Origin of the sequence: Tepidiforma thermophila, from assembly GCF_002563855.1 — a bacterium.
Taxonomy (GTDB): Bacteria; Chloroflexota; Dehalococcoidia; order Tepidiformales; family Tepidiformaceae; genus Tepidiforma; species Tepidiforma thermophila.
On sequence record NZ_PDJQ01000001.1, the window covers coordinates 1,064,818 to 1,088,195 of the forward strand.

Here is a 23,378-nt window from a genome sequence, read left to right on the forward strand (position 1 = left end):
ACCTGAGAGACCCTGGAACTCCAGTTCGAACGCCCGGAAACAAGAAGGGCATGGCGTGACGGGCTGCCAATCGGAAAGGTCTGTGGCCGCTCACAGGATAGTAGGTTCCCGGGAGGGTCCGGAGCCTTCCTTTTTTATCCGGCGGGCTGTATCTGGCGGGTCCGGTCCCTCCCACGCGGCAGCAGACTGCGCTGATAGCGGTAGGTGTTTGATGTGTAATGCCGGGCCTGGAGAGCCTGGACAGCCTCGAAGGTCCCACTCCGGCACCGGACACTGCCCGAAATGGCGACGCAGCCGACCGGTTCGAACGGGTCGGCTGCGCTTGCGAGAAAGCGGCCCTTCCCCGCGCAGCTGCATCGGTCGACCGGGTTACGAACGGCAGATTGACAGCCCTCGACGCCGTTGCTAGCCTCCCGTCGATTTCTGCAACCGGGAGAGCTTGCGTGGCCATCTTGGTAGAAAAAGACGTCGCTGTAACCATGCGAGACGGAGTCGCACTTGCGACCGACGTCTATCGCCCCGACGCAGAGGGACAGTTCCCTGTCATCTTAGTGCGAACACCCTACAACAAGAACGATCCTTTTCTCACCAACGTCGTGATGTTCGATCCGGTTCGAGCCGCTTCGGCCGGCTACGTCGTGTGCGTGCAGGACTGCCGTGGTCGCTACTCATCTGAAGGCAAATTCCATCCGATCCATCAAGAGATCGACGACGGATACGATGCCGTCGAATGGTGTGCACGGCAGCCGTGGTCCACAGGCAAAGTAGGCATGGCCGGGGCATCGTACGTTGGCGCCACGCAATTGCTGGCCGCAATAGCTTCGCCGCCACATTTGGTCGCTATCGCGCCGAACATTACTGCCTCCAATTATCACGAAGGTTGGTTTTACCAGGGCGGCGCATTCGAATTGGGCTTCACCACGTCATGGGTGGTCAATTTTCTCGCCATCAATACACTGCTTAAGCAACAGCCAGAACAGATTGGCGCAATCATCCAGGCAGCAGATGAACTGGATAAAGTGTTCCGCCAACTGCCCCTCAAAGAAATCGAACCGATTAAACATATCGATTACTTCCAAGAATGGCTCGAACATGCGTCCTACGATGATTACTGGAGTCGATGCAACATTGAATCGCATTACCAGAACATTAAGGCGGCAGCGCTTAACATAGGTGGGTGGTACGATATTTTCCTTTACGGAACTGTCCGTAACTTCCTGGGACTCCGGTCGCAAGGCGGGTCAGATGCGGCCCGCAGCAGCCGGCTCCTCGTCGGGCCATGGGCGCATATCACCAGATCCCTTCTCTGGATGGGCAACCTCGTTGGAGATGTGAATTTCGGGATTCAGGCATCGTCCCAGGCCCTGGACCTGATGGGTGTGCAACTGCGCTGGTTCGACTACTGGCTCAAGGGAACCGATAACGGGCTTGACCGAGAGGCCCCTGTACGTCTCTTTGTGACGGGACGGAACAGCTGGCTCGAAGCAACAGATTTTCCGCCTCCCGGCGCAAAAGAACTGCGATTCTTCCTGCACTCGGGAGGTGGGGCGAACGGGCGGACGGGTGATGGTCGCCTTTCACTGTCCGAACCTGGTGACGAACCGGCTGATCGCTTCGTCTACGATCCGATGAATCCGGTTCCCACTCGAGGTGGAGGACTTTGTTGCAGCGATATCTACCTGCCGGGCGGGGCATTCGATCAGCGCGACATCGAAGATCGGCCGGACGTTCTGGTCTTCACTTCGGAGCCGTTGGCAAGCGCTTTAGAGGTGATCGGGGCCGTGAAAGCCAAACTGTTCGTGGCTACGTCGGCTCCAGATACGGACTTCACCGCGAAGCTTGTCGATGTGTATCCGGATGGACGGGCAATCAATATATGTGACGGTATCCTCCGCCTCCGATATCGGCATGGAGCTGACCGGGAGGAGCTTGCCCAGCCTGGCCACGTCTATGAGATTGAGATTGACCTCTGGTACGCGGCGCACGTCTTTCAACCGGGTCACAGGGTCCGACTGGAGGTCTCCTCGAGCAATTTCCCCCGGTTTGATCGCAACCTGAATACGGGACGGCCGTGCGCCACTGACCGGGAAGCGCAGGTGGCAGTGCAGCACCTATTCCACGATGCGGCACGTCCGTCAGCCCTCGTACTGACGGCCTTCCCGTTTTCCGGATGAAGCCGCGGCGGCCCCCAGCATCGACGGTGTGTCGGCGACCACACGCCGGTAGCCGGGCAGGGCAGCCCCAGCATGGAGCCGTCGCTTTGTGACATTCCGTGTAGGGCCGGCTTGAAAGGTCGCCACCAGGCCGGCGGGAGGGGAGCCCTCCCCGAAATCGAGCGTCCACAATCAGTTCGGTCGCCCGCCGCAAAGGGCTTGCAGGGGCGACATGAGCGGTCGAGTGATGGCAGGACAACGCCAGAAGGCCGTCGAACTGCTCCAGTTCCATCGCGGCGGACGTGACAGGGCTCTTGTAGTGTACGACGACGGCGACCGGACCGTACCGCCTCTGCCGCGCGGCTGCGGCCGTGTGGGGGCGGTGGCCCGGCAGGCGTGGCGGGAGCTCTGGAGCTCGCCCGTCCGGGCAGTACTCGACCGCCACGCCGACGGCGCCGCCCTGCGGGAGTACGTGCTGCTGGTCGATGAACGGGAGCGGCTGCGGACGTGCATGGCAGCGGGGGAGCGGACGGCGCCGGTGGTCGCCCGCATGGCCCAGGCGGAGCGCCAGCTGCAGAAGCTGCGCGAGCACCTGGCGCTCACGCCGCTTTCCCGGTTCCGCCTGCAGCTGAAGGTGCTCCCCAGCGGTGAGCAGCAGCCGAGCCTCCGGGGCCGGCTGCTCGCCGACGTCGAGCGCGGGACGCCGGCCGAGCTACCGGAGCCCCCGGCCGCGGTCGAGCTCGACGACATCCTTGAGCCGTGGCGGCGGTCCGGCCGCTGAGCGTGGCGAACACCGGGACTTGAGCCGCCGAGCGGCGCATGCTTGGCAGGGTCGCCGGGCTGGGGCCGCGCCGCAAACGGCCCGCACCGACCGCGACCGCATCGCCTTGCATGTGCTGCCCCACCTGGGAGACCGGCGCCTGACCGCACTCCAGCCGCTCGAGCTCGAACGGCTATACCGGCGCCTGCTCGACGCGGGGCTGGCGCCCAGCACCGTACGCATCACCCACAAAATCGTGCACAAAGCGCTGGCCGATGCCGTCCGGCTGGGCTACCTCGCGGCCAATCCTGCTGACCGTGCCGCTCCGCCGCGGGTAGTGCAGGCAACGGCCGGCACCGTCCTGGGCCCCGAGGAGGCCCGTCGCCTGCTCGAGGCCGCCCGGGGCGACCGGCTCGAGGCCCTCGCCGTCCTCGCCCTCACCACCGGCATGCGGCAGGGAGAACTCCTCGCGCTCCGCTGGCGCGACGTCGACCTCGAGGGCGGCACCATCCGCGTCACCGGTTCCCTTGCCTGGGTTGCCGGCGAATACCGCATCCAGGAGCCGAAGACGGCCAGCAGCCGGCGCGCGGTGGCGCTCGGCGAACTTGCTCGTTCGGCCCTCCGCGCCCACCGCCAGCGCCAGCTGGAGGAGCGGCCGCGGGCGGGGCCGGCATGGCATGACCTCGACCTTGTCTTCTGCCGCGAGGACGGCTACTACCTCAACCCCAAGGCGCCCCTGGACTGGCTCGAGAGAACGCTTGCGCGTGCGGGGCTCCGCAAGGTCCGCTTCCACGACCTCCGGCACACGGCGGCCACGCTGGCCATCGCCAGCGGCGTCGACGTCCGCACCACCGGCGCCCTGCTCGGCCACGTCTCGGCCAAGATGACCCTCGACACCTACGGCCACGCGCTCCCCGGCGCCGCCGAGGCCGCGGCACAGGCCATCGACGCCGCCCTCCGCGGCTAAGTCCCGACAACTCCGCCATCGGTGTCAGTTGTTTGGCAGGTTCCTCCGCGACCTTGAACGGACACCGCCGAGCGTGCGCGAACACCGGCGGCTACGACTTGTCGGGGGCGTCGGGCTTGTCGGGGCAAAAAACAGCACACCTAGATACGCGCGCGTGTCGCATCATGGTTATGCGATGTGGTGATAGGACGGGCGAATACGTACCAGATATGTACCAATGGCCCCGAGTGTCTAAGAATTACGTTAAGCTACGAATACAGCTGTGGCCAGAACGTCAAGGAATCCCTAGTACCCCTTGAACTGCGGCTCCCGCTTCTCCACAAACGCCCGCGGACCCTCCCGCGCGTCCTCCGTCGATTGCGCGATGAACATCGCCATCTGCGCCATGTCCAGGTGCTCGTCGAACGAAATGTTCGCCGACCGATACACCAGCTTCTTCGAAAGCTGCACCGCCACCCCCGGCCCCTTCGCAATCTGGCGCGCGTACTCCTTCACCCGCGGCAGCAGCTCCTCCGGCTCGTACACCGCCAGCACATACCCCATCTCCAGCGCTTCCTGCGCCGTGATCATCCGCCCCGTCCAGATCAAATCCAGCGCCCGCTGCACCCCAATCACCCGCGGAAGCGTGTACGCACCCCCGTCCCCCGGGATGAGCCCCATCCGCACATAGGTCATCCCCATCCGCGCCGTCGTTGCCGCAAACCGGATATCGGCCATCGTTGCCATGTCCATCCCCGCGCCGGCCGCCGCACCGTTGATCGCCGCGATGTACGGCTTCTCCAGCTGGATGAGCGCCCGCGGAATCGGGTGCACCCGGTCGCGCAGGCTGTGCCGCCGGTCCGCCACCGTCGCCTGCGTTCGAAGCACGCCGTGACCGCCCGCCTCCGCCGCCACATTCATCCCGCTGCAGAACCCGCGTCCGGCTCCGGTAATGATGATCGCCCCAACCCCGCGGTCCTGGTCCGCACGCCGGATCGCATCCGCCCACTCCGCCAGCATCTGGTCATCAAACGCGTTCAGCCGCTCCGGCTTGTTCAGCGTAATCGTCGCAACGCCGTCCTCGACGTCATACAGGATCGCCTCGTACTCCATGGACACATCTCCGCAACGGGGTGTGGGCGCATTCTACGCGCCGCTCCGCCAGCGGTCCCGCGCCTCAGACCTGCCCCGCAAGGAGGACCTCGGGGTGGGTCGCCGTGCCTGGGAACTCGTTCAGGATCTCCCGGTCGAACGTGACGAGCGGTGCTCCGGTCTCCCGGGCAACCTGCACGTACGCGAGGTCATAGGCGGTGCAGGTGCTCTGGGCGAGCAGCTCCGCTACCGCGCCGTAGGAGGGACGAAACGACGCGACGGCGCGTGCCGCGAGGTTGTAGGCATCCATGAGGCTCTCGGCGCTGATCAGCCCGCGCCGCAGGTACCCCGCAGCGGCGTTCAAAAACTCCAGCCGCCAGATGGGAGCAGCCACCCAGCTGGCGTCGAGCGCACGCACGCGGACGGCGAGCTCATTTGCGGTTCGGTCTGCCACCGGGAGCAGGAGGCACGCGATAAGGGAGGCGTCGGCGACAATCACTCCTCACGCCCGCCCGCTGCGAATCCAGCCCGCCACTTCATCAGATGTCGGCAGCTCCTGCTCCCGGGCGCTGTCACGCCAGCGTTCACGGGCGGCGTCGATAGCGCCCGCGAGCTCGTCGGCAGGACCGGGAGGTGCCTGGCAGGCGGATTCCAGCAGCGCCAGCACCTCCTCGTTGAGGCTCCTCCGGTTTCGCCGTGCGCGTTCCTTCAGCGCTGCGTGGAGCTCTTCAGGTACGTTGCGGATGGTGACGTTCGCCATCGTGCTACCAGTATGCCATCGTTCCGCATGGGCCGTGCCCCTACCGCCCCGCCGCAAACGCCCGGACCGCCTCCAGCACCCGCCACATCTCCCGGTCCCGCTCCAGCGGCAGCACCGGCTCCGGCACCAGCACCCCCGTAAACGCCTCCACCACCTCCCGGTGGTCGTCGATGACAAAATCCGGCCACACCGGGATCCCGAGCTCCCGCAGCCGGTTGTGGTGGTCAGTCAGCGGCTTCCAGAAGCAGTCCGCCACATGCTCGTGCAGCGAATACCGCCTCACCACCTCCCAGCGCGGCCCCATACCGCTCCACAGGTACACCGTATGCCCGTCCGCCCGCAGCTCCTCGAATACCTCCCGCACGCCCGGCCGGAGCTTCACGTCCCACGTGATAATCGTGTTGTCCACGTCGAAGAACACGTTCAGCCGCCGCGCCGGTTCGCCCACGCGCCTCTCCCCCGAAATCGCTTCGACTGCGCATCCTACCCGATTCGCTCACGGGCGCCAGCCGCTACCGTGCGGTAAGCTTGTCAAGCACGAACAGCTCCCGAGGAGGTTCGCACCCCATGGAATTCAAGTTCACCGCTGAACACGAAGCCCTCCGCAAGGAGGTGCGCGACTTCCTCGCAGAAGCCCTCCCCAACCGCGGGGTCGGCCCGGTCCGGCCCACCTCCCAGGAGAACTGGGAAGAGCAGCTCGCCTTCAACAAAAAGCTCGCGAAGAAGGGCTGGATCGCCCCCGCCTGGCCGAAGGAGTACGGCGGCCTCGGCTGGAGCCACATCAACCAGATGATCTTCAGCGAGGAGCTCTCCTACGCCGGCGCCCCCGATGGCGGCCGCGTCTTCAACGTCGGCATGATCGGCCCCACCCTCATCGTCCACGGCACCCCCGAGCAGAAGGCCGAGCACCTCCCCCGTATCACCAACGCCGAAGTCACCTGGTGCCAGGGCTACTCCGAACCCGGCGCCGGCTCCGACCTCGCCTCCCTCCAGACCCGCGCCGTCCGCGACGGTGACGACTACATCGTCAACGGCCAAAAGATCTGGACCACCGGCGCCCACCACGCCGACTGGTGCTTCCTGCTCGTCCGCACCGACCCCGACGCGCCGAAGCACAAGGGCATCTCCTTCCTCCTCGTCGACATGAAGACGCCGGGCATCACCGTCCGCCCCCTCATCAACATGGCCGGCTACCACGAATTCAACGAGGTCTTCTTCGAAGACGTCCGCGTACCGGTCCGCAACCGCGTCGGCGAGGAGAACCGCGGCTGGTACGTCGCCATGACCCTGCTCGACTTCGAGCGCTCCAACGTCGCCTCCATCGCTGCCAACCAGCGCCAGCTCGAACTCCTCATGCAGCTCTGGCGCGAACGCCGCTCCGGCGAAGCCTACCGCGACATCCTCCGCCACCGCATCGCCGACCTTTGGGTCGCGAACGAAGTCGGCCGCATGCTCGCCTACCGCATCGCCTGGATGCAGGAGGCCGGCCGCATCCCGAACTACGAAGCCTCCGTCATCAAGGTCTTCGCCACGGAGCTCGCCCAGCGGATTACGAACTTCGGTGTCAACCTCTTCGGGCCTGCCGGCGCCCTCGAGCCCGACTCGAAGTACGCCGTCGCCAACGGCATCTTCGAAAAAGGGCACCTCGTCAACGTCGCGCCGACCATCTACAGCGGCTCGAGCGAAATCCAGCGCAACATCATCGCCCAGCGCGGCCTCGGCCTCCCGCGCGACTGACCGGCCCGGCCCCCGTGCCCGCTGCTATCATGGCGGCATGAGCGCCCAGCCCGGCCCGGCGCCGGCCCTGCTCACGGCCGACGAATTCTGGCAGCTTCCTGACCCGCCCCACGGCGGCCGGCTCGAACTGGTCGAAGGGAGGGTCATCGAGCATATGCCCGTCGGAGAACGCCACGGCGCCGTCGCTGCGGAGCTCGCCCTCGCGCTCGGTTCGTTCGTCAAGCGCTATCGCCTCGGCAGGCTCGACCTCGAGACCGGCTACCGCGTCGCGCGAAACCCCGACACCGTCCTCGCCCCGGACCTCGCCTTCCGCGCTGCCGACCGCATCCAGGGCCCTCCGTCGGACCGCTACGTCGACGGCGCGCCCACCCTCGCCGTCGAAATCATGTCGCCCGAAGACCGCGAGGCCGACGTCGCCCGCAAGATCCAGCTCTACCTTGATGCCGGCGCCAGCCGCGTCTGGATTGTCCGGCCGCGCAACCGCACCATCACCGTCCACCGGCCCGGCGGCGATGCCCACACGTACACCGAGCGCGACACCCTCACGAGCGACGACGCCGCCTTTCCCGTACCCGGCTTCGAACTCCCCCTCGCCGCCCTTTTCAGCGACTGACCGGCCCGGCCCCCGTGCCCGCTGCTATCATGGCGGCATGAGCGCCCAGCCCGGCCCGGCGCCGGACCTGCTCACGGCCGACGAATTCTGGCAGCTTCCTGACCCGCCCCACGGCGGCCGGCTCGAACTGGTCGAAGGGAGGGTCATCGAGCATATGCCCGTCGGACGCCGCCACGGCAGGGTCGCCGCCCGCATCGTCGCGGAGCTCCATGCCTTTGTCGCCCGGCATGCGCTCGGCGAGGTCCACACCGAGGTGGGGTACCGGCTCGCCCGCGCCCCCGATACCGTCGTCGCACCTGATGTCGCATTCCTGGACCGCGACCGCCTGCGCGATGCAGCCCAGGACCGCTACGTTGACGGCGCGCCCACCCTCGCCGTCGAAATCATGTCCCCGGAAGACCGCGAGGCCGACGTCGCCCGCAAGATCCAGCTCTACCTCGATGCCGGCGCCAGCCGCGTCTGGATTGTCCGGCCGCGCAACCGCACCATCACCGTCCACCGGCCCGGCGGCGATGCCCACACCTACACCGAACGCGACACCCTCACGAGCGAAGACGCCGCCTTTCCCGTACCCGGCTTCGAACTCCCCCTCGCCGCCCTCTTCGACGACTGACCGACCCGGCCTCTCCTACCCGCCGTACTCCCAGCCCAGGTCCCGCTCGATCAGCATCTCCCCGGGCCGCAGCCGCTCCCCGTCCACGCACTCCCCGATGACGAGCGTGTGGTCCCCCACCTCCACGAACTGCACCGCATTGCACGCAATCCACCCCAGCGCCTGGTCCAGCACCGGGCAGCCGTTCTCATGCAGGCCGTACGGGATGTCCGCCAGCTTGTCGATCACCTGCGCCGCCATCTCCTCCGACCGTCCCCGCACCTTCTTCGCCTCCGACGGCATCACCACCTTCCGCGCAATGGTGATGCCGTCCTTCTCGTGCAGCAGATTCACCGTGAACACCCGCGTCTCCCGGATGAACCGCAGCGTACGCGCATCGTTCTCAATCGAAACCGCCAGCAGCCTCGGCTTGAACGACACCTGCATCACCCAGTCCGCAAGCATCGCATTCAGCGTCCCGTCCGCAGCGCGCGAACCGATGACGTGCACGCCGTACGAAAGCGCCAGGAGCGCCTTCTCCACGCCGGAAAGCTCCTTCGGCGAACCCGGCAGCGAGGGCAACTGGGGATGGGACACGGTCGCAGCTCCGCAAGTGAAGTCCCTACCATCCTGACATACCCGCCTCCATCGCGCAGTGAGCCGCCGCCCTGTCTTTTCGCACACGTGACCAAAGACCAAGGCTCGGTATACTGGTTCAAAGTTCACCGCGAAGCATCGAATCAGGAAGGTCTCAGCAGAAATGAAAGCTTCACTCCGCCGCCTCCTCCTGCTTGGCGCAGCCGCAACGGTTGCCGCCTCCGCCCTCGTTGCCGCTGCCTGCGGCGGCGATGACGACGACGACGCCACGCCCGCGCCTACCGAAACCGCAGCCCAAACCGCCACCGCGGCGCCCGCCTCCCCCTCGCCGGCCGCCGCCTACCCCGTCACCGTGACCGACATGCTCGGCCGCAATGTCGAAATCAAGGCCGAACCGAAGACCATCGTCGCCGTCAGCCCCACCGCCGTCGAGCTGGTCTACGCCGCCGGGAAGACCGTCGCCGGCCGGCCCTCCACGGCGAACTACCCGCCCGAGGCCCAGTCGGCCCAGGCCGTCGGCACCGCTTACCAGCCCAACCTCGAGGCCATCCTCGCTCTCAAACCCGACCTCGTCATCGCTGACTCCGTCATCCACGCCCAGCCCGCACTCCGCCAGCCGCTCGAAGGGCTTCCCGTCCCGGTCATCTTCGCCGGCGCCAACAGCTACCAGCAGGTCCTCGATGCCCTCCGCCTCGTCGGCAAGGCCCTCAACGCCACCGCCACCACTGATAAGGTCATCGCCGATATCGAACAGTCGCTCGCCAACGCCAAGAAGGCCGTCGCCGGTAAGAACATCACTGCGATCGCCGTCCTCTCCGACCGCGACCAGACCCTCTACGCCGCCAAGAGCACCAGCTACACCGGCGACATCCTCAAAGAGCTCGGCATCAAGAACCCCGCCGATGCCCTGCCCGATGCCGGCCCATTCCCCGGCTACGCCACCATCGCGCCCGAAAAACTCGTCGAGTTCAACCCCGACTATATCTTCGCCATCACCCCGGCGCCCCCGCCGGCACCCCGCCTCGCAAACCTGATCCCGACCATCCCGCCCTTCCGCGGCCTCAAGGCCGTCACCAATAACCACGTCATCGACTCCGACGTCGAGCTCTTCGTGCAGGCGCCCGGCCCGCGCGTCAAGCTGGCCCTCGACGCCGTCGCGAAGGCCGTCGGCGGGCAGTAACCCCACATCCGCTGGCGGCTCAGCCGCCGGGACGTACTATGGCGAAGATGGCCGCCGAAACTGCCGCACCAGCCGCGAGCGCCCCGCCCCGGGCGCTCGCGCGCGGCAGCTGGCGGCCGCTGCTCGTCCTCCTCGTCGGCCTGGCCATCCTCGCCGCTGCCGGTTACGCCAGTCTCATGTTCGGCGCCGTCCGGCTCTCCCCCGGCGAAGTCTGGTCCGGGCTCACGTCCTCCGACGACGCCTTCGCCCGCAACGTCGTCTGGCAGATCCGCTACCCCCGCCTCCTCGATGCCATGATCGTCGGCGCCGGCCTCGCCGTCGCCGGCGCCCTCCTCCAGGGCGTCACCCGCAACCCCCTCGCCGACCCCACCATCCTCGGCGTTACCGCCGCCTGCGGGCTCGCCAGCGCCAGCCTCATCGTCTACGACCCCCAGTCCCCCCAGTGGGCGATCGCTGCCGCCTGCGTCGTCGGCGGACTCGTCGGCGCAGGTGTCCTCTACGTCATCGCCTGGCGCGGCGCCGTCTCCCCCCTCCGCCTCACCCTCGCCGGCGTCGCCCTCTCCGCCTTCTTCGGCGCCGCCATCGTCGGGCTCCTCGCCTCCTCCCGGACCTTCCTCCAGACCAGCCTCGGCTTCCTCGCCGGCGGCCTCTACGGCTCCGAATGGCGCGACCTCTGGGCCGCCCTGCCCTGGTTCGCTGCCGCCATGGCCGTCGCCCTCCTCCTCGCCGGCCGCCTGAACATCCTCGCCCTCGGCGACGACGTCGCTGCCGGCCTCGGCCTCCTCACCGACCGCACCCGCCTCATGGTCCTCGCGGTCGTCGGCATGCTCACCGCCGCAGCGGTCTCGATCGCCGGCCTGGTCAGCTTCGTCGGCCTCGTCTGTCCCCATATCGCCCGCTACACCGTCGGCAGCGATAACCGCCTCGTCATCCCCTTCAGCGCCCTCTACGGCGCCATCCTCGTCGTCCTCGCCGACCTCGGAGCCCGCCTCATTATCCAGCCCGCCGAGGTCCCCATGGGCATCATCACCGCCGCAATCGGCGCCCCCTTCCTCCTCTACCTGGTCCGCTTCCGATGAACCTCGCCGTCGAACACCTCACCCTCGCCCACGGTCACCGCGTCGTCGTCCACGATGTCTCCTTCACCGTCGAAGCCGGAGAAATGGTCGCCATCGTCGGCCCGAACGGTTCCGGCAAGAGCACCCTTCTCCGCGGCATGGCCCGTCTCCACCCGCCCCGCGCCGGCCGCGTCCTCCTCGATGGCCGCGACATCCGCGGTATGAACTCCCGTCACGTCGCCCGCGTCCTCGCCATCCTCCCCCAGGCCCCGGCCGGCGGCCTCGACCTCACCGTCCGCGAACTCGCGTTCCGCGGCCGCTACCCCCACCAGGGCCTCCTCCAGCGCGTCACCCGCCGCGATATCGACGCCGTCGAGTGGGCCCTCGAATCCACCGATGTCCTCCACCTTGCCGACCGCCCCCTTGCTGCCCTCTCCGGCGGCGAGCGCCAGCGCGCCTGGATCGCCATGGCCCTCGCCCAGGAGCCCCGCATCCTCCTGCTCGATGAGCCCACCACCTTCCTCGACGTCGCCCACCAGGTGGACGTGATGCACCTCCTCCGCCGCCTCAACGCCCGCGGCATCACCATCGTCGCCGTCCTCCACGACCTCGCCCTCGCCGGCCGCTTCACCTCCCGCGTCATCGCGCTCCGCGATGGCCGCCTCGCCTTCGATGGCCCGCCGTCGGCCGTCCTCCAGCCCGAAGCCCTTGAGCGCGTCTTCGGCGTCCCAATGCTCGTCCTGGCCGACCCCGATACCGGCCTCCCCATCCCCATCCCCCGGCCCGACCCCGCCCTTTGCCCTGCCGCGCCTACCCCTGCGCCCGCGCCAGCCCGGCCCGCAGCCGGCTGACCAGCGCCCGGTAGTCCTCCAGCTCCGCCCGCCCGAACCGGAAGATCCCCGCCGGTCCGATCCGCTCCTGCCGCATGAAGACCGTCAGCCCCCCGAGAATCGCCAGGCTGTACGCCAGCGCGCTCGCCAGCGCTGCGCCATCGACCCCCATCCGCGGCACCAGCGTGAACGCGAAGGCCATGTCGAGCGCAAGCCCCGCCCCGGCAACCACCGCCGACACCCACGGCATCCCCCGCTGGTACGTGTAGAAGCCCGAAAACGACTGCGCCAGCCCGTACAGCAGCACCCCCGGAAGGATGAACCGCAGCGCCGACCCCATGCCGTCGTACTTCGGGAACACCACCGCCTCAATCGCCCACGACGCCGCGAACAGCCCCGCGCAGATTACCCCGAGCAGCACCACCGTGTGCCGCATCACCCGCGCCGTCAGCGCTGCCGCCTCCGGCCGCGAGAGCGACCCCACCCGCGCGTACGTCGCCAGCGCCAGCGAACCGCTCACCTGCCACACCGACTCGGCGAGATAGACCGCCAGCGAGTAGACCGCCACTCCCTCTTCGCCCTCGAAGTGCCGCACCACGAACAGATCGGCCCGGTAGTTCAGGTACGAAATCCCGCTTGCGACGCCTGCAAGCAGCGAAAACCGCCCGATGGCGGCCAGCATCGCCCCTTCCAGCCGCGCTGCCCGCGCACCTGCCCCCCCGCCTGAGGCAAGCAGCAGCGCTACCGCCGCCCACCAGCCTGCCGCGTACGCCCAAAGCGCCGCGCCCGGCGTCCGCTGGCCCAGGACGAAGAACGTCGCTGCAATCCCCGCCAGCGCGAACAGCGGCGGGCACACCAGCGCCAGGTTGTACCGGACGAACGCCTCCCGCCCGAGGAACACCCCGGCCACCACACCGTTCACCACGACCGCTGCGCACGCCGCCCCCACCGCCAGCGCCTCCTGCCGCGCCTCCCCCGCGAACCACCAGCCCGCCAGCAGCCCCCCGGCGACCGCAGCCGCCCCCAGGCCGCCCCCAGCACCCCGCCGTTCGCGAGCGCAACCCCCGGCGGCCGGCGCCGGTTCGCCACCTGGTACGCCGTTGCCGCCGTCAGGCCGCCCGTCGCCGCGTTCACAATCCCCACGAACGTCAGGCCCAGCACGAACCGCCCGTAGTCGCCCTTCTCCAGCTCGTACGAACACAGCCCCACCAGGCCGAGCGCGACGACCAGGTTCAGCCCCCGGAAGAACAGGGCAACAATGCCCCCGAACGCGATCGACATCGCCCCCATGGTAGGGCCGCCCGCCCAACCGGCGAACCGCCGCTCCCCGGCAAAGCGAAACGGCGCCCGCATCACTGCGGGCGCCGTGGTGGCGGCGTCGCTGCGCCGGCCTGCTAGTTGCTGAAGGCGTTGTACAGGCCGTCGTTATCGCCCAGGTTCAGGTCGTTCGTCGCGTTCGCGATGACCACGATCGGCCGGTCCGACGTAATCGTCATCCCGCCCCAGAAGCAGCTCGGCGGCGAGGCCCCAAGCCCCGTATCGGTATTCGCGTTCTGGTAGAAGATGAACGACCCCGTGATCGTCTTCGTCGTCGTGTACGTGCCCGGGGCATTGCAGCCCGGCGCCGTGTTCGACGTGTCGTTGATCGCCGTGATGGTCACGTTCGCCGTGCCGCCGTCGGCCACGCTCACGCTCACCCACGTGTTGTAGCCGCTGAAGCTCCCAGTCTGGTACGCCCGCCGGAAGATCAGCGGCAGCTTCGCCGTCGTGGTCGCCTTGTTCACCGGGATGCCGTTCACGGCCGTGTAGAGGTCCTCGTCCACGAAGCTGCCCGGCGCCGTCATCTTCGAGCGGAACAGCACCGCCGCAATCGGCTGGCTCGAGGTGATCGTCGCGGCCCCCACGAACCCCTCCGGGATGCCGCCGGCCGCCTCGTACACGCTGTGGCTGGCCGTGCCGTTCGCCGGGATGTTCAGGTTCACCGTGTACGTCCCGGTGTTGCCCGTGTAGGTGATCGTCGCCGTCGCTGCCGTCGGATTCGGGTTCGAGAGCAGGTACTGCGTGTAGAACCCGTCCAGCTTGATCGCCAGCGGCATCGAAATCTGCGTCCCCAGGTCGCTTGCGCTCGCCGGCTCTACGATGAACCCGTCATACGAGGCAAGCTTCCGCGGCCCGCCGCTCAGGTATGCGTCAACCGCCACTGTGATCGTCGAGCTCGACGTCTCGAGCGTCGCCGCCATCAGCGAGTTCGATGTCGACGCCGGCATCGGAATCGCTCCGTCCACGCTGTTCGGCGCAAAGGCAATCTGGCCGCCCACCGGGATCCGGTAGCCGCCGCCCGAGCACGCCAGCCCGCCCGAACCTGCGTCCACGACCGGCGGCCGGCCCGCGCCCGGGAAGACGTACGTAATGGTCACGCACGCCTCCGTCGTGCCGGTGTTCGCCACCGCAAACCGGGTGTTGTACAGGCCGTTCAGCGCGTTCGCCACGTACGGCAGCGTCACCTTCGTCCCGCCCGTCGCATACGCGTTGTGAATCGAGTACGACTTGGCGAAGTTCACGTTCGATTCAATGTCCCGCACCAGCAGCGCATTGATCGGCTGGTCGCTCGAAATGACCCCAACGCCACGGAAGCCCGGCGTCAGACCGGTGTTGAGCGCCTGCGCGAACACCCGCGTCGCTCCCGGCGGCACATTGCTGTACGCCACCGTCGCCGACGGGATCAGCACGCCCGCCGGCGTGTAGATGTCCATCACGATCGTCGCCGGCGCCGTACCGTTGTTCTGCGCGATCGTGCTGGTGTTCTCCTTGCTGTTCGGCAGCAGCGCCGGCAGCACCGCCACGTGGTCGAACCCGCGGCCCCGGACGGCCTCCAGCTCCCGGCCCGGCATGCTTCCGGCCGAAGCCGAGACCGCCGGGATCATCGTCAGCGCCCCGAGCGCCAGCCCGAGCGCAATGCGTCGAATCAATCTACGCTCCATAGTGCATCTCCTCATCTCCCGGCAGTGTAGGAATCGCGCAGAAATAGGGTCAACGAATTCTGTCGCCCTTCTCCCCGGGGTCGTGTAAACGGTCTGTAACTTTTGCCGGCCCGTTCCCGGCGCCCTACCCCCACTGGTTCAGCGCCTGGAACACGAGCACGATAGCCGCAGCCCCGCCGACCATCAGCAGCACCAGCCTCGTCCCGTTCACGGCCCACAGTGTCGCACGAAACGCCGCCGCGTGGGAACGCATTCAGTAACCTGCCTGAACAGTTCTTCCGCAGCCACGCCCCGTCGGCCGGGCAGCCTGCTGTACCTCCTTCCGCCCGCCAGCGTCCAGCGCCCCGGGCGTCGGAGAGTCTGCACCGGCGCCGCGTCACCTCCTGACGTCTCCGCAGTCGAACCTCGCGCCGCGCCCGTCAGCGGCTGTTGCCCATCCCCTGCAGCTTCCGCCAGTGATGCTCCGCCCGGATCCGCCGGATCGTCCCCGACCGAGACCGCATCACCAGCGACTCGCTTACCGCGCCCCGCGGCGTAAACTCCACACCGGCCAGCAGTTCACCGCCCGTCACGCCCGTTGCCGCAAAAAAAACGTCGTCGCTCTGCACCAGGTCGTCGATCGTCAGTACCCGCTCCAGGTCGAGGCCAAGCTCCGCGGCCATCCGCCGGTCGTTCTCGTCGCGCGCCCAGAGCCGCCCCTGGAAGTCCCCCTCCAGGCACTTCAGCGCCGCTGCGGCTATCACCCCCTCGGGCGACCCGCCGATCCCCAGCATCACATCCACGCCCGAGCCCGCGATGCCCGCCGAAATCGCCGCCGGCGCATCGCCGTCGGTGATGAACTTGATCCGCGCGCCCGCCGCCCGCACCTGGTCCGCAATCTCCGTGTTCCGGTCCCGGTCGAGGATGATCACCGTCAGCTCCTCCACCGGCATCCCCTTCGCCTTCGCCACCTGCTCCAGGTTCCACTTCACCGGCGCCGAAAGGTCGATGCACCCCTTCGCCTCCGGCCCAACCGCAATCTTCTCCATGTAGAACATGTCCTTCGGGCTGTAGAGCGTCCCCCGCGGCGCACACGCAATCACGCTCACCGCCCCCGGCCGGCCCATCGCCGTCAGCCGCGTCCCTTCCAGCGGGTCAACCGCAACGTCCATCTGCGGGCCCTTGCCGTTCCCGACCCGCTCCCCGTTGTAGAGCATCGGCGCCTGGTCCTTCTCCCCCTCGCCGATCACGATCACGCCGTCCATCGCTACCGTGTCCAGCATCAGCCGCATCGCATCCACCGCCGCCTTGTCAGCGCCGTTCTTGTCGCCGCGGCCCATCCACCGCGCCGCCGCCAGCGCCGCCGCCTCCGTTACGCGCACCATCTCCATCCCAATGTTGCGGTCCGGGATCTGTTCAGCCCTCATGGATTCACCCCCAGCAAGTGTGCTACCGGTTTCAGCGCGTCCGTCACAAACCGGATGTGCTCGTCAAGGTCCACCCCGAGGTCCCGGGCCCCGTTGACCAGGTCCTCCCGCCGCACGCCCCGCGCAAACGCCTTGTCCTTCATCTTCTTTCGAACCGTCGCCGGTTCCACCGACGACAGCGACCGGTCCGGCTTCACCAGCGCGCACGCGATCACAAACCCGCTCAGCTCATCGCACGCATAAATGGCCCGGTCCATCGTCGAACGGTACTCCAGCCCCAGGAATGGCGCGTGGCAGAGAATCGCATAGCGGATATCCTCCGGCACGCCCCTCGCCGCCAGCAGCTTCGAACCCTCCATCGGGTGCAGCTCCTCCGTCGGGTGGATCTCCCAGTCGAAATCGTGCAGCAACCCGACGATCCCCCACTTCTCCTCGTCCTCGTGCAGCAGCCGGGCGTAGGCCTGCATCACCGCTTCAACCGCGATCCCGTGCTTCCGCGTCCGCTCCTCCTGCGTGTAGTCGAGCAAAATCTGCCAGGCGTCTTCCCGGTGCATGCGCGCCTCCCGGGGTGAACTTCGCGGGAATTATCGCCATCTCATCGCCAACGAACCAAACATGACGTCCGCCCGCAGCTATCGCTGGCGCCCATGGCGTCCCCCGCGCGCCAGCTCAACAGCCATCAGCAGCAGGCCGCCAACCTCGTCCCGGTCGAAGTCCGTATCCAGCCACGCGCCGACCCACCCCCGGCGGCCAACGTACGGCGGCCGGAAATACCGGTCCGGCCGGGCCGCGACCAGCGCCGCCTGCACCCCGGGCGGCGCCGCAATCCACACCGCCACCCGGTCATCGTGGTGGCGGTCGGCGAACATGGCGACCTGCCGGCCCCCGCGCACGAACCACGCCGCCTCGCCATGGCTCAGCCGCTCCTCGACATCCTCGAACCCTGCCAGCACGGCGCGAATGCCCGCCAGCCCCTCCTCCGCCGCACGGTCCCTGTCAGTCACTGGCGCCCGCCAGCTCCACCACCGCAAACCCCCGCACGCTCGGCAGGCCCTCTTCGTTGATGATCGCCAGCTCGAGGTCGGCCCGCGTCGCACCATCCTCCGCGTACACCTGCGCCACCCGCCCCACGATGGTGATCGGCCGCCCGACCAGGTCCGGCCTCCGGTGCGCCGCCCGCACCTGCCGGACCCAGCCGCGGCCCCCCAGCCACTCCTCCACCGCCCGGTAGAGCAGCCCCACCTTCAGCGGCCCCGGCACGATCGTCCCCGGCATCCCCTGCGCCCGCGCCGCCGACTCGTCATAAAAGAACGGCGGAAACGCCCACTGCAGCGCGCAGTACCGGATCACCTGCCCCAGCTCCGGCCGGAGCTCGAACGGGCCCAGCTCGTCGCCTTCGCGGACAGACCCCGGCGTCCCGCTCACTCCTCGCCCCCTGCGCCCGATTCCGCCGCCGAATACTGCGTCATCGTCCGCCCGCTCCGCGCCACGAGCCGCCCCTCGGCATCGAAAAACGCCGTCTCCGAGAGCACGTCGATGCTGTAGCCGAACCTCCCGCCGAACCGCTCCCGCACATCCGTCACCCGGTGCACCATCTCCAGCCACTCGCCCATCCGCAGCGGCCGCTCGAACGCCCACTCGTTCGCAATCAGGAGCGAGTTCGGCAGCAGCTCCGGGAAGGGCGGCGCCTCCGACTCCGATTCCAGCCCGGTAATCACGTACCCCGGCACCGGCTCGCCTTCGGCCGGCACCCGCGCCGGCGCGCCGCCGACGTACACCTCGTACGCCCGCCGGTACGCCCGCGGCGTCACCTGCACCCGCCCGAGCCGCGTCTCGCGGCCTACCAGTGCGCGCACCTCATCCGTCAGCAGCGAAGCCTCCGGCATGGCCGAAAGCCTGCACGCGCCGCCCCGCAGCCGTCAACCGCGGCTGCCTCTGCTACGCTGAACCCGGCAGATGATCTACCTCGACCATGCCGCCACCAGCCCCCTCCGGCCCGCCGCGCGCGAGGCGATGGCGCCATTCCTCGATGTCCGCTTCGGCAACCCCAGCGGCCTCTACGCCATCGGCCGCGACGCCCAGGAAGCGCTCGACGAAGCCCGCGCCGCCGTGGCCGCCTGCCTCGGCGCCCGCCCCTCCGAAATCATCTTCACCAGCGGCGCCACCGAGAGCATCAATACCGCCCTCTTCGGCATCAGCTACGCCCTCCGCCGCGCCGGCGCCGGGAACCACGTCATCACCAGCGCCATCGAACACCACGCCGGCATCCACGCCGCCGCCTTCCTCGAAGAGCTCGGCTTCGACGTCACCACCGTCGGCTGCGACGCCTCCGGCAGCGTCTCCCTCGCCGAGATCGACCGCGCCATCCGGCCCGGCACCATCCTCGTTAACGTCATGCTCGCCAATAACGAGGTCGGCACCATCCAGCCGATCCCTGAGCTCGCCGCGCTCCTCCGCGAACGGACCGCGCCCGGCGGCCATCGCATCGTCCTCCACACCGACGCCGTCCAGGCGCCCGCCTGGCTCCCCATCGACGTCGAAGCGCTCGGCGTCGATGCCCTCAGCCTCTCCGCCCACAAGTTCGGCGGTCCCAAGGGCACCGGCATCCTCTACCTTCGCCGCGCCACCCCCTTCCATCCCCTCCTCCTTGGCGGCGGCCAGGAGATGCACAAGCGAGCCGGCACCGAAAACGTCGCCGGCATCGTCGGCACCTCCGCCGCCCTCCAGGCTGCCGCTGCCGGCACCGCCGGGCGCTCCGCCCGCGTCCTCGAGCTCCGCAACCGCCTCCGCGACGGCATCCTCGCCGCCATCCCCGACGTCCAGGTCAACGGCTGCCAGGTCAACTGCCTCCCGAACATCCTCAACGTCGCCTTCGGCGGCCTCGAAAGCGACGCCCTCGTCGCAGCCCTCGATGAACGCGGCGTCGCCGTCAGCTCCGGCAGCGCCTGCAGCAGCTCCACCTGGGAGCCCTCCCACGTCCTCATGGCGATGGGCGTCCCCATCCGCCGCGCCGTCGGCAGCATCCGCTTCTCCCTCGGCGAAACCACGACACCGGCCGAGATCGACGCCGTCCTCCAGCTCCTCCCCGGCGCCGTCGAAGCCGCCCGCCGCCAGTTCGCTCGCGCGCGCACCTGACCCTTGGCAGGCCCGCCCCTACACTCGAACTGGTGAACGTCGAGGCCCTGCCCTACACCCTGCTCATCATCCTCGCCGAACTCACCATCGGCAGCCTCTGGGTCACCCTCGCCAGCGACCTCCGCGGCGGCGTCACCCGCGGGTTCGTCCTCACCATGGCGCTCTGCATCGCCATCGCCGGCATCCTCGCCCTCTGGACCGCAAGCTCCCTCTCCCTCGGCCCCGACGTCGACGGCTACAGCATCGACCCCGACCCCTTCCCCCGCTTCCGCCAGGCGCTCCTTCTTGTCACCGTCGCCAGCGGCATCTACATGTTCGCCGTCTTCATGGGCTGGGACCCCGTCGGCCGCATCGCCGGCATCCTCGGGTCCCTCGCCGGGCTCGCCGCCATCGTCCTCCTCTCTATCATGTTCGCCCCGCCCACCTGGGGCTACCCCGCCATCTTCCTCGGCCTCTTCGCCGGCACCCTCGCCCTCGGCGCCGTCTCCGTCGCCATGACCTGGGGCCACTGGTACCTCACCGAGGGCGCCCTTCCCGCCTGGCCCCTGCGTGACCTCTGCCTCATCCTCCTCGGCGCCCATGCGCTCCAGGCCGTCGTCCTCGCCGTCAACCTCGCCGTGCCCGTCCGCGAAGTCCCGCTGCCCGCCAACCCCGTCGATGTCGGCCTGTTCGCCAACCCGGTCCTCTACCTCCGCATCGGCGTCGGTCTCGTTTTCCCCATCATCCTCGCCTACCTCGCCTACCGGACCACCCGCATCCGCGCCATGCAGAGCGCCACCGGCCTTCTCTACATCGCCATGGGCGCCGTCTTCGTCGGCGAAGTCCTCGCCAAAGGGCTCATGTTCCTCACCGGCCGCCCCACCTGACCCCGCTCCCCGCTCCCCGCTCCAAACTCCCAGCTCCAAGCTCCCAGCTCCTCCCTCGGGGCGGCGGAGCGGCCGTGCGGGGCTCCCTCCTCCCTCCTCCCTCGGGGCGGCGGAGCGGGTGCAGGCGGGGCTCCCTTCTCCCTCCTCCCTGGGCAGCGGAGCAGGTGCAGGCGGGGCTCCCTCCTCCCTCCTCCCTCGGGGCGGCGGAGCGGGTGCAGGCGGGGCTCCCTTCTCCCTCCTCCCTGGGCAGCGGAGCAGGTGCAGGCGGGGCTCCCTCCTCCCTCCTCCTTGGGGCAGCGGAGCGGGTGCGGGCGGGGCTCCCTCCTCCCTCCTCCCTCGGGGCGGCGGAGCGGGTGCAGGCGGGGCTCCCTCCTCCCCATCCCCTTGCCCCCCTCCCCCGCCTCCCCGTAGAGTCCGCCAGACAGCTCTCCCGAGGAGGACCCAGCCCATGGACCCCCAGGTCGAAGCCCTGCTCCAGATGATGGCCGCCCAGGCCCAGGCCGCAGGCGTCCCGCCCCTGTGGGAACTCGACCCCGCAACCGCCCGCGCCAACGCCGAGCTCTCCTTCCAGGCCTTCAACCAGCCCCTGCCGGCGTCCGTCACCATTACCGACCGCACCATCCCCGGCCCCGCCGGCGAAATCCCTGCCAAAATTTTCACTCCCGCCGGCCAGGGTCCCTTCCCCCTCGTCGTCTACTTCCACGGCGGCGGCTGGGTCATCGGTTCACCCGCGACCCATACCAAACTCTGCGCCGAACTCGCCGAAGGTGCCGGCGCCGTCGTCGTCAGCGTCCATTACCGCCTCGCCCCGGAGCATACCCCGCCCGCCCAGCTCGATGACTGCGTCGCCGCCGTCCGCTGGGCCGTCGACCACGCCGCCGAGCTGAACGCCGACGGCTCACGCTTCGCCCTCGCCGGCGACAGCGCCGGCGGCAACCTCGCCGCCTGCGCTGCCCTCCGCCTCCGCGACGAAGGCGGTCCGCAGGCCCGCCTCCAGCTCCTCCTCTACGCCGCCCTCACCGGCAACAACGACCTCCCCTCCGTCATCGAAAACGCCGAGGGCAAAATCCTCACCCGCCAGATGATGGACTGGTTCTATCGCCACTACCTCTCCGGCGGCGCCGACCCGAACGACCCGTACATCTTCCCCATCCACGGCGACCTCCGCGGCCTTCCGCCTGCCCACCTCATCGTCGGCACCCTCGACCCCCTGCTCGATGACTCGAAGCTCTACGCCGAGGCCCTCCAGAAAGCCGGCGTCCCGGCGAAGCTCAGCATCTACCAGGACCAGCCCCACATCTTTCTGCAGCTCACCGCCATGCTCGACGGCGCGAAGAAGGGCATGGCCGAGGCCTGCGAAGCCCTCCGCACCGCCCTTGCCTGAGCCGCTCCCTCAACCGCCTGCAGCCGGCACGGTCACCGTGCCGGCTGTTGTCGTCTGTCGATACACCCGCCGCCACGCCAGGTACAGCGGCGGCAAGAGCACCGCGAACAGCGCCGCCGTGAACGCAAACGCCGCCCGGATGCCGATGTCGTCGGTGATGAAGCCCAGCGTCGCCTCCAGGAACCCGACCTGCACGCTGAACGCCAGCGATACCACGCTCAGCACCGTCGCCCGCCGGTCGCTCGGCGTCTGCTCGTTGATGTACGCGTCGAGCGTCGGCCGCACCAGGCCCTGCACCACGGCAGGCACCGCGAAGAACGAAAACGCCGCCGCCGAATCCCAGAGCGCCAGGCCGGCGAAGGCCGCTACCACCCCCAGGCACGCCGCCCCCACCACCCGGTCCCGCCCGGCCCGCGCCGCAACCCGCCACGCAACCAGCGCCGCCGCCACCCCGGCCAGCCGCACCGGCGCCTGGAAGACCCCGAACCACGCCGTCGGCACTTCATGCACAATCAAAAACGGCTGCATCAGCACCACCGGCGCAAACGTCACCATCAGCAGCCCCGTCAGCAGCAGCATCGTCGTCCGCACCGGCGGGTGCGACCACGCGTACGCGAATCCGCTCCGCAGCTGCTCCGCGTACGACCGCCGCACATGCGCCACCCGCGGCTCCACCATCAGCAGCGCCGCCCCCATCGCGACAAGCGGCGTCACCGCGCTCACCTGCACCGTGAACGTCATCCCCCAGGTTGCGGCCGCGAACCCGCCGAGAACGATTCCCCCGAGCCCGCCCGTCATCGTCAGCGCGAACCCCCGCCCCGCAATCCGCGAGAACTGCTCCTCCCGCCCGGCCGCCTTCAGCGAATCGAACACGATCGCCTGGTCAGCCCCGCTCCGGCACGCCTGCGCCACCGCCCAGAGCATGTAGTCCGCGAACAGCATCCAGTAATTGGTCGTCAGCCCGAACCCCAGGATCGTCAGTGCGTAAACCCCCGCACCCAGCGCCAGCACCCGGCTGTGCCCTATCCGGTCCGCCAGCGCGCCGAACGGCGCCTCCAGCGCCGCCACCGCGAACCAGAACGGCAGGTCCATCAGCAGGATGTACTTCAGCTCCAGCCCGCGCTCGACCACCAGGTACTTGATCCAGATGCCGAACCACAGCCCGAAGTCGTTGAAAAAGACGAACGCGTAGTAGAGCCGCGTATTACGTCCGGCAATACGATCCGGTGACATTGCCGCCCATCTTCCCATACCCCGCCGCTACATCCCCGCATGCGCACAGCGCACC

The 23,378-nt window shown here is 68.7% G+C and carries 27 protein-coding genes; 12 read left to right on the forward strand and 15 right to left on the reverse strand.

The genetic code is table 11. From position 1 onward, the window contains the following. The first annotated feature begins 443 nt into the window (after window positions 1-443). The 3 genes from A9A59_RS05130 (at window position 444) to A9A59_RS05135 (ending at window position 3,880) form a co-directional block, all read left to right on the forward strand. Window positions 444-2,174, forward strand: a complete 1,731-nt coding sequence (locus A9A59_RS05130; protein ID WP_165772516.1) for a CocE/NonD family hydrolase — start codon at window positions 444-446, stop codon at window positions 2,172-2,174. Window positions 2,175-2,400: 226 nt separating this feature from the next. After that, complete coding sequence (locus A9A59_RS14010; RefSeq protein WP_165772517.1) at window positions 2,401-2,934, forward strand: P27 family phage terminase small subunit; 534 nt, start codon at window positions 2,401-2,403, stop codon at window positions 2,932-2,934. Between the two features lie 112 nt (window positions 2,935-3,046). Beyond that, entirely contained in the window at window positions 3,047-3,880 is an 834-nt protein-coding gene (locus tag A9A59_RS05135) for a tyrosine-type recombinase/integrase (protein WP_165772518.1), read from the forward strand. 285 nt (window positions 3,881-4,165) lie between these two features. Here A9A59_RS05135 and A9A59_RS05140 read toward each other — a convergent pair whose 3' ends face one another. The 4 genes from A9A59_RS05140 to A9A59_RS13685 all read right to left on the reverse strand — a co-directional run bounded on the left by A9A59_RS05140 (window position 4,166) and on the right by A9A59_RS13685 (window position 6,159). Continuing rightward, window positions 4,166-4,972, reverse strand: coding sequence for an enoyl-CoA hydratase/isomerase family protein (locus A9A59_RS05140; RefSeq protein ID WP_098503259.1), 807 nt, complete (start codon window positions 4,970-4,972; stop codon window positions 4,166-4,168). Between the two features lie 64 nt (window positions 4,973-5,036). Beyond that, window positions 5,037-5,405, reverse strand: a complete 369-nt coding sequence (locus tag A9A59_RS05145) for a type II toxin-antitoxin system VapC family toxin (RefSeq protein WP_133117513.1) — start codon at window positions 5,403-5,405, stop codon at window positions 5,037-5,039. A gap of 48 nt (window positions 5,406-5,453) precedes the next feature. After that, window positions 5,454-5,711: a FitA-like ribbon-helix-helix domain-containing protein gene (locus A9A59_RS05150; RefSeq protein WP_098503261.1), complete on the reverse strand. Its 258-nt coding sequence runs from the start codon at window positions 5,709-5,711 to the stop codon at window positions 5,454-5,456. 40 nt (window positions 5,712-5,751) lie between these two features. After that, window positions 5,752-6,159, reverse strand: a complete 408-nt coding sequence (locus tag A9A59_RS13685; RefSeq protein WP_133117514.1) for a hypothetical protein — start codon at window positions 6,157-6,159, stop codon at window positions 5,752-5,754. A 119-nt stretch (window positions 6,160-6,278) separates the two neighbouring features. On the opposite strand from A9A59_RS13685, the gene A9A59_RS05155 reads away from it, so the two are divergent. The 3 genes from A9A59_RS05155 to A9A59_RS05165 are packed head-to-tail and all read left to right on the forward strand — an operon-like array spanning window position 6,279 to window position 8,674. Continuing rightward, window positions 6,279-7,448 carry an acyl-CoA dehydrogenase gene (locus A9A59_RS05155; protein WP_098503262.1) on the forward strand — a complete coding sequence of 390 codons (1,170 nt, stop codon included), beginning with the start codon at window positions 6,279-6,281 and terminating at the stop codon, window positions 7,446-7,448. Window positions 7,449-7,485: 37 nt separating this feature from the next. Further along, complete coding sequence (locus A9A59_RS05160) at window positions 7,486-8,061, forward strand: Uma2 family endonuclease (protein WP_098503263.1); 576 nt, start codon at window positions 7,486-7,488, stop codon at window positions 8,059-8,061. A 37-nt stretch (window positions 8,062-8,098) separates the two neighbouring features. Then, a complete protein-coding gene (locus A9A59_RS05165) occupies window positions 8,099-8,674 on the forward strand; it encodes a Uma2 family endonuclease (protein WP_165772519.1) in 576 nt (191 codons plus the stop codon). A 15-nt stretch (window positions 8,675-8,689) separates the two neighbouring features. Here the strand turns inward: A9A59_RS05165 and A9A59_RS14015 are convergent, their stop codons facing one another. Next, window positions 8,690-9,196: a flavin reductase family protein gene (locus A9A59_RS14015; RefSeq protein WP_165772520.1), complete on the reverse strand. Its 507-nt coding sequence runs from the start codon at window positions 9,194-9,196 to the stop codon at window positions 8,690-8,692. Between the two features lie 217 nt (window positions 9,197-9,413). On the opposite strand from A9A59_RS14015, the gene A9A59_RS05175 reads away from it, so the two are divergent. From A9A59_RS05175 to A9A59_RS05185, 3 genes are read left to right on the forward strand one after another with little or no spacing between them, the layout of a single operon-like run. Further along, window positions 9,414-10,430 (forward strand): ABC transporter substrate-binding protein, encoded by a 1,017-nt coding sequence (locus A9A59_RS05175; RefSeq protein ID WP_165772521.1) that lies wholly within the window; start codon window positions 9,414-9,416, stop codon window positions 10,428-10,430. Window positions 10,431-10,477: 47 nt separating this feature from the next. Next, complete coding sequence (locus A9A59_RS05180; RefSeq protein WP_165772522.1) at window positions 10,478-11,509, forward strand: FecCD family ABC transporter permease; 1,032 nt, start codon at window positions 10,478-10,480, stop codon at window positions 11,507-11,509. Next, complete coding sequence (locus tag A9A59_RS05185; protein ID WP_098503268.1) at window positions 11,506-12,339, forward strand: ABC transporter ATP-binding protein; 834 nt, start codon at window positions 11,506-11,508, stop codon at window positions 12,337-12,339. Before A9A59_RS05180 ends, A9A59_RS05185 begins: the two co-directional genes overlap by 4 nt. Here the strand turns inward: A9A59_RS05185 and A9A59_RS05190 are convergent. The 9 genes from A9A59_RS05190 to A9A59_RS05225 form a co-directional block, all read right to left on the reverse strand. Next, on the reverse strand, window positions 12,299-13,267 hold the full coding sequence (locus A9A59_RS05190) for a lipopolysaccharide biosynthesis protein (protein ID WP_098503269.1): 969 nt from the start codon (window positions 13,265-13,267) through the stop codon (window positions 12,299-12,301). The two genes, A9A59_RS05185 and A9A59_RS05190, sit on opposite strands and share 41 nt — an antisense overlap. Then, on the reverse strand, window positions 13,237-13,599 hold the full coding sequence (locus A9A59_RS05195; RefSeq protein ID WP_098503270.1) for a hypothetical protein: 363 nt from the start codon (window positions 13,597-13,599) through the stop codon (window positions 13,237-13,239). The genes A9A59_RS05190 and A9A59_RS05195 overlap by 31 nt, the downstream gene beginning before the upstream one ends. 113 nt (window positions 13,600-13,712) lie before the next feature. After that, entirely contained in the window at window positions 13,713-15,287 is a 1,575-nt protein-coding gene (locus A9A59_RS14020) for a hypothetical protein (protein ID WP_098503271.1), read from the reverse strand. A gap of 136 nt (window positions 15,288-15,423) precedes the next feature. Continuing rightward, window positions 15,424-15,552 carry a hypothetical protein gene (locus tag A9A59_RS14310; protein ID WP_278286800.1) on the reverse strand — a complete coding sequence of 43 codons (129 nt, stop codon included), beginning with the start codon at window positions 15,550-15,552 and terminating at the stop codon, window positions 15,424-15,426. A 166-nt stretch (window positions 15,553-15,718) separates the two neighbouring features. Continuing rightward, on the reverse strand, window positions 15,719-16,705 hold the full coding sequence (gene glpX, locus A9A59_RS05205; RefSeq protein WP_098503272.1) for a class II fructose-bisphosphatase: 987 nt from the start codon (window positions 16,703-16,705) through the stop codon (window positions 15,719-15,721). Beyond that, complete coding sequence (locus A9A59_RS05210) at window positions 16,702-17,259, reverse strand: HD domain-containing protein (RefSeq protein WP_098503273.1); 558 nt, start codon at window positions 17,257-17,259, stop codon at window positions 16,702-16,704. The genes glpX and A9A59_RS05210 overlap by 4 nt, the downstream gene beginning before the upstream one ends. Before the next feature lie 78 nt (window positions 17,260-17,337). Beyond that, window positions 17,338-17,709 carry an MmcQ/YjbR family DNA-binding protein gene (locus tag A9A59_RS05215; RefSeq protein WP_278286801.1) on the reverse strand — a complete coding sequence of 124 codons (372 nt, stop codon included), beginning with the start codon at window positions 17,707-17,709 and terminating at the stop codon, window positions 17,338-17,340. Then, window positions 17,702-18,130, reverse strand: a complete 429-nt coding sequence (locus A9A59_RS05220) for a hotdog family protein (RefSeq protein WP_098503274.1) — start codon at window positions 18,128-18,130, stop codon at window positions 17,702-17,704. The genes A9A59_RS05215 and A9A59_RS05220 overlap by 8 nt, the downstream gene beginning before the upstream one ends. After that, complete coding sequence (locus A9A59_RS05225; RefSeq protein WP_098503275.1) at window positions 18,127-18,591, reverse strand: hypothetical protein; 465 nt, start codon at window positions 18,589-18,591, stop codon at window positions 18,127-18,129. The genes A9A59_RS05220 and A9A59_RS05225 overlap by 4 nt, the downstream gene beginning before the upstream one ends. 70 nt (window positions 18,592-18,661) lie before the next feature. Between A9A59_RS05225 and A9A59_RS05230 the strand changes: the two genes are divergently transcribed. From A9A59_RS05230 to A9A59_RS05240, 3 genes are all read left to right on the forward strand, one after another. Further along, on the forward strand, window positions 18,662-19,840 hold the full coding sequence (locus tag A9A59_RS05230; protein WP_098503276.1) for a cysteine desulfurase family protein: 1,179 nt from the start codon (window positions 18,662-18,664) through the stop codon (window positions 19,838-19,840). 32 nt (window positions 19,841-19,872) lie between these two features. After that, window positions 19,873-20,706: a hypothetical protein gene (locus A9A59_RS05235; protein WP_098503277.1), complete on the forward strand. Its 834-nt coding sequence runs from the start codon at window positions 19,873-19,875 to the stop codon at window positions 20,704-20,706. Between the two features lie 448 nt (window positions 20,707-21,154). After that, window positions 21,155-22,090 carry an alpha/beta hydrolase gene (locus A9A59_RS05240; RefSeq protein ID WP_098503278.1) on the forward strand — a complete coding sequence of 312 codons (936 nt, stop codon included), beginning with the start codon at window positions 21,155-21,157 and terminating at the stop codon, window positions 22,088-22,090. Between the two features lie 9 nt (window positions 22,091-22,099). On the opposite strand, the gene A9A59_RS05245 is transcribed toward A9A59_RS05240, so the two are convergent. Continuing rightward, window positions 22,100-23,323 carry an MFS transporter gene (locus tag A9A59_RS05245; RefSeq protein WP_165772523.1) on the reverse strand — a complete coding sequence of 408 codons (1,224 nt, stop codon included), beginning with the start codon at window positions 23,321-23,323 and terminating at the stop codon, window positions 22,100-22,102. Between the last annotated feature and the right edge of the window lie 55 nt (window positions 23,324-23,378).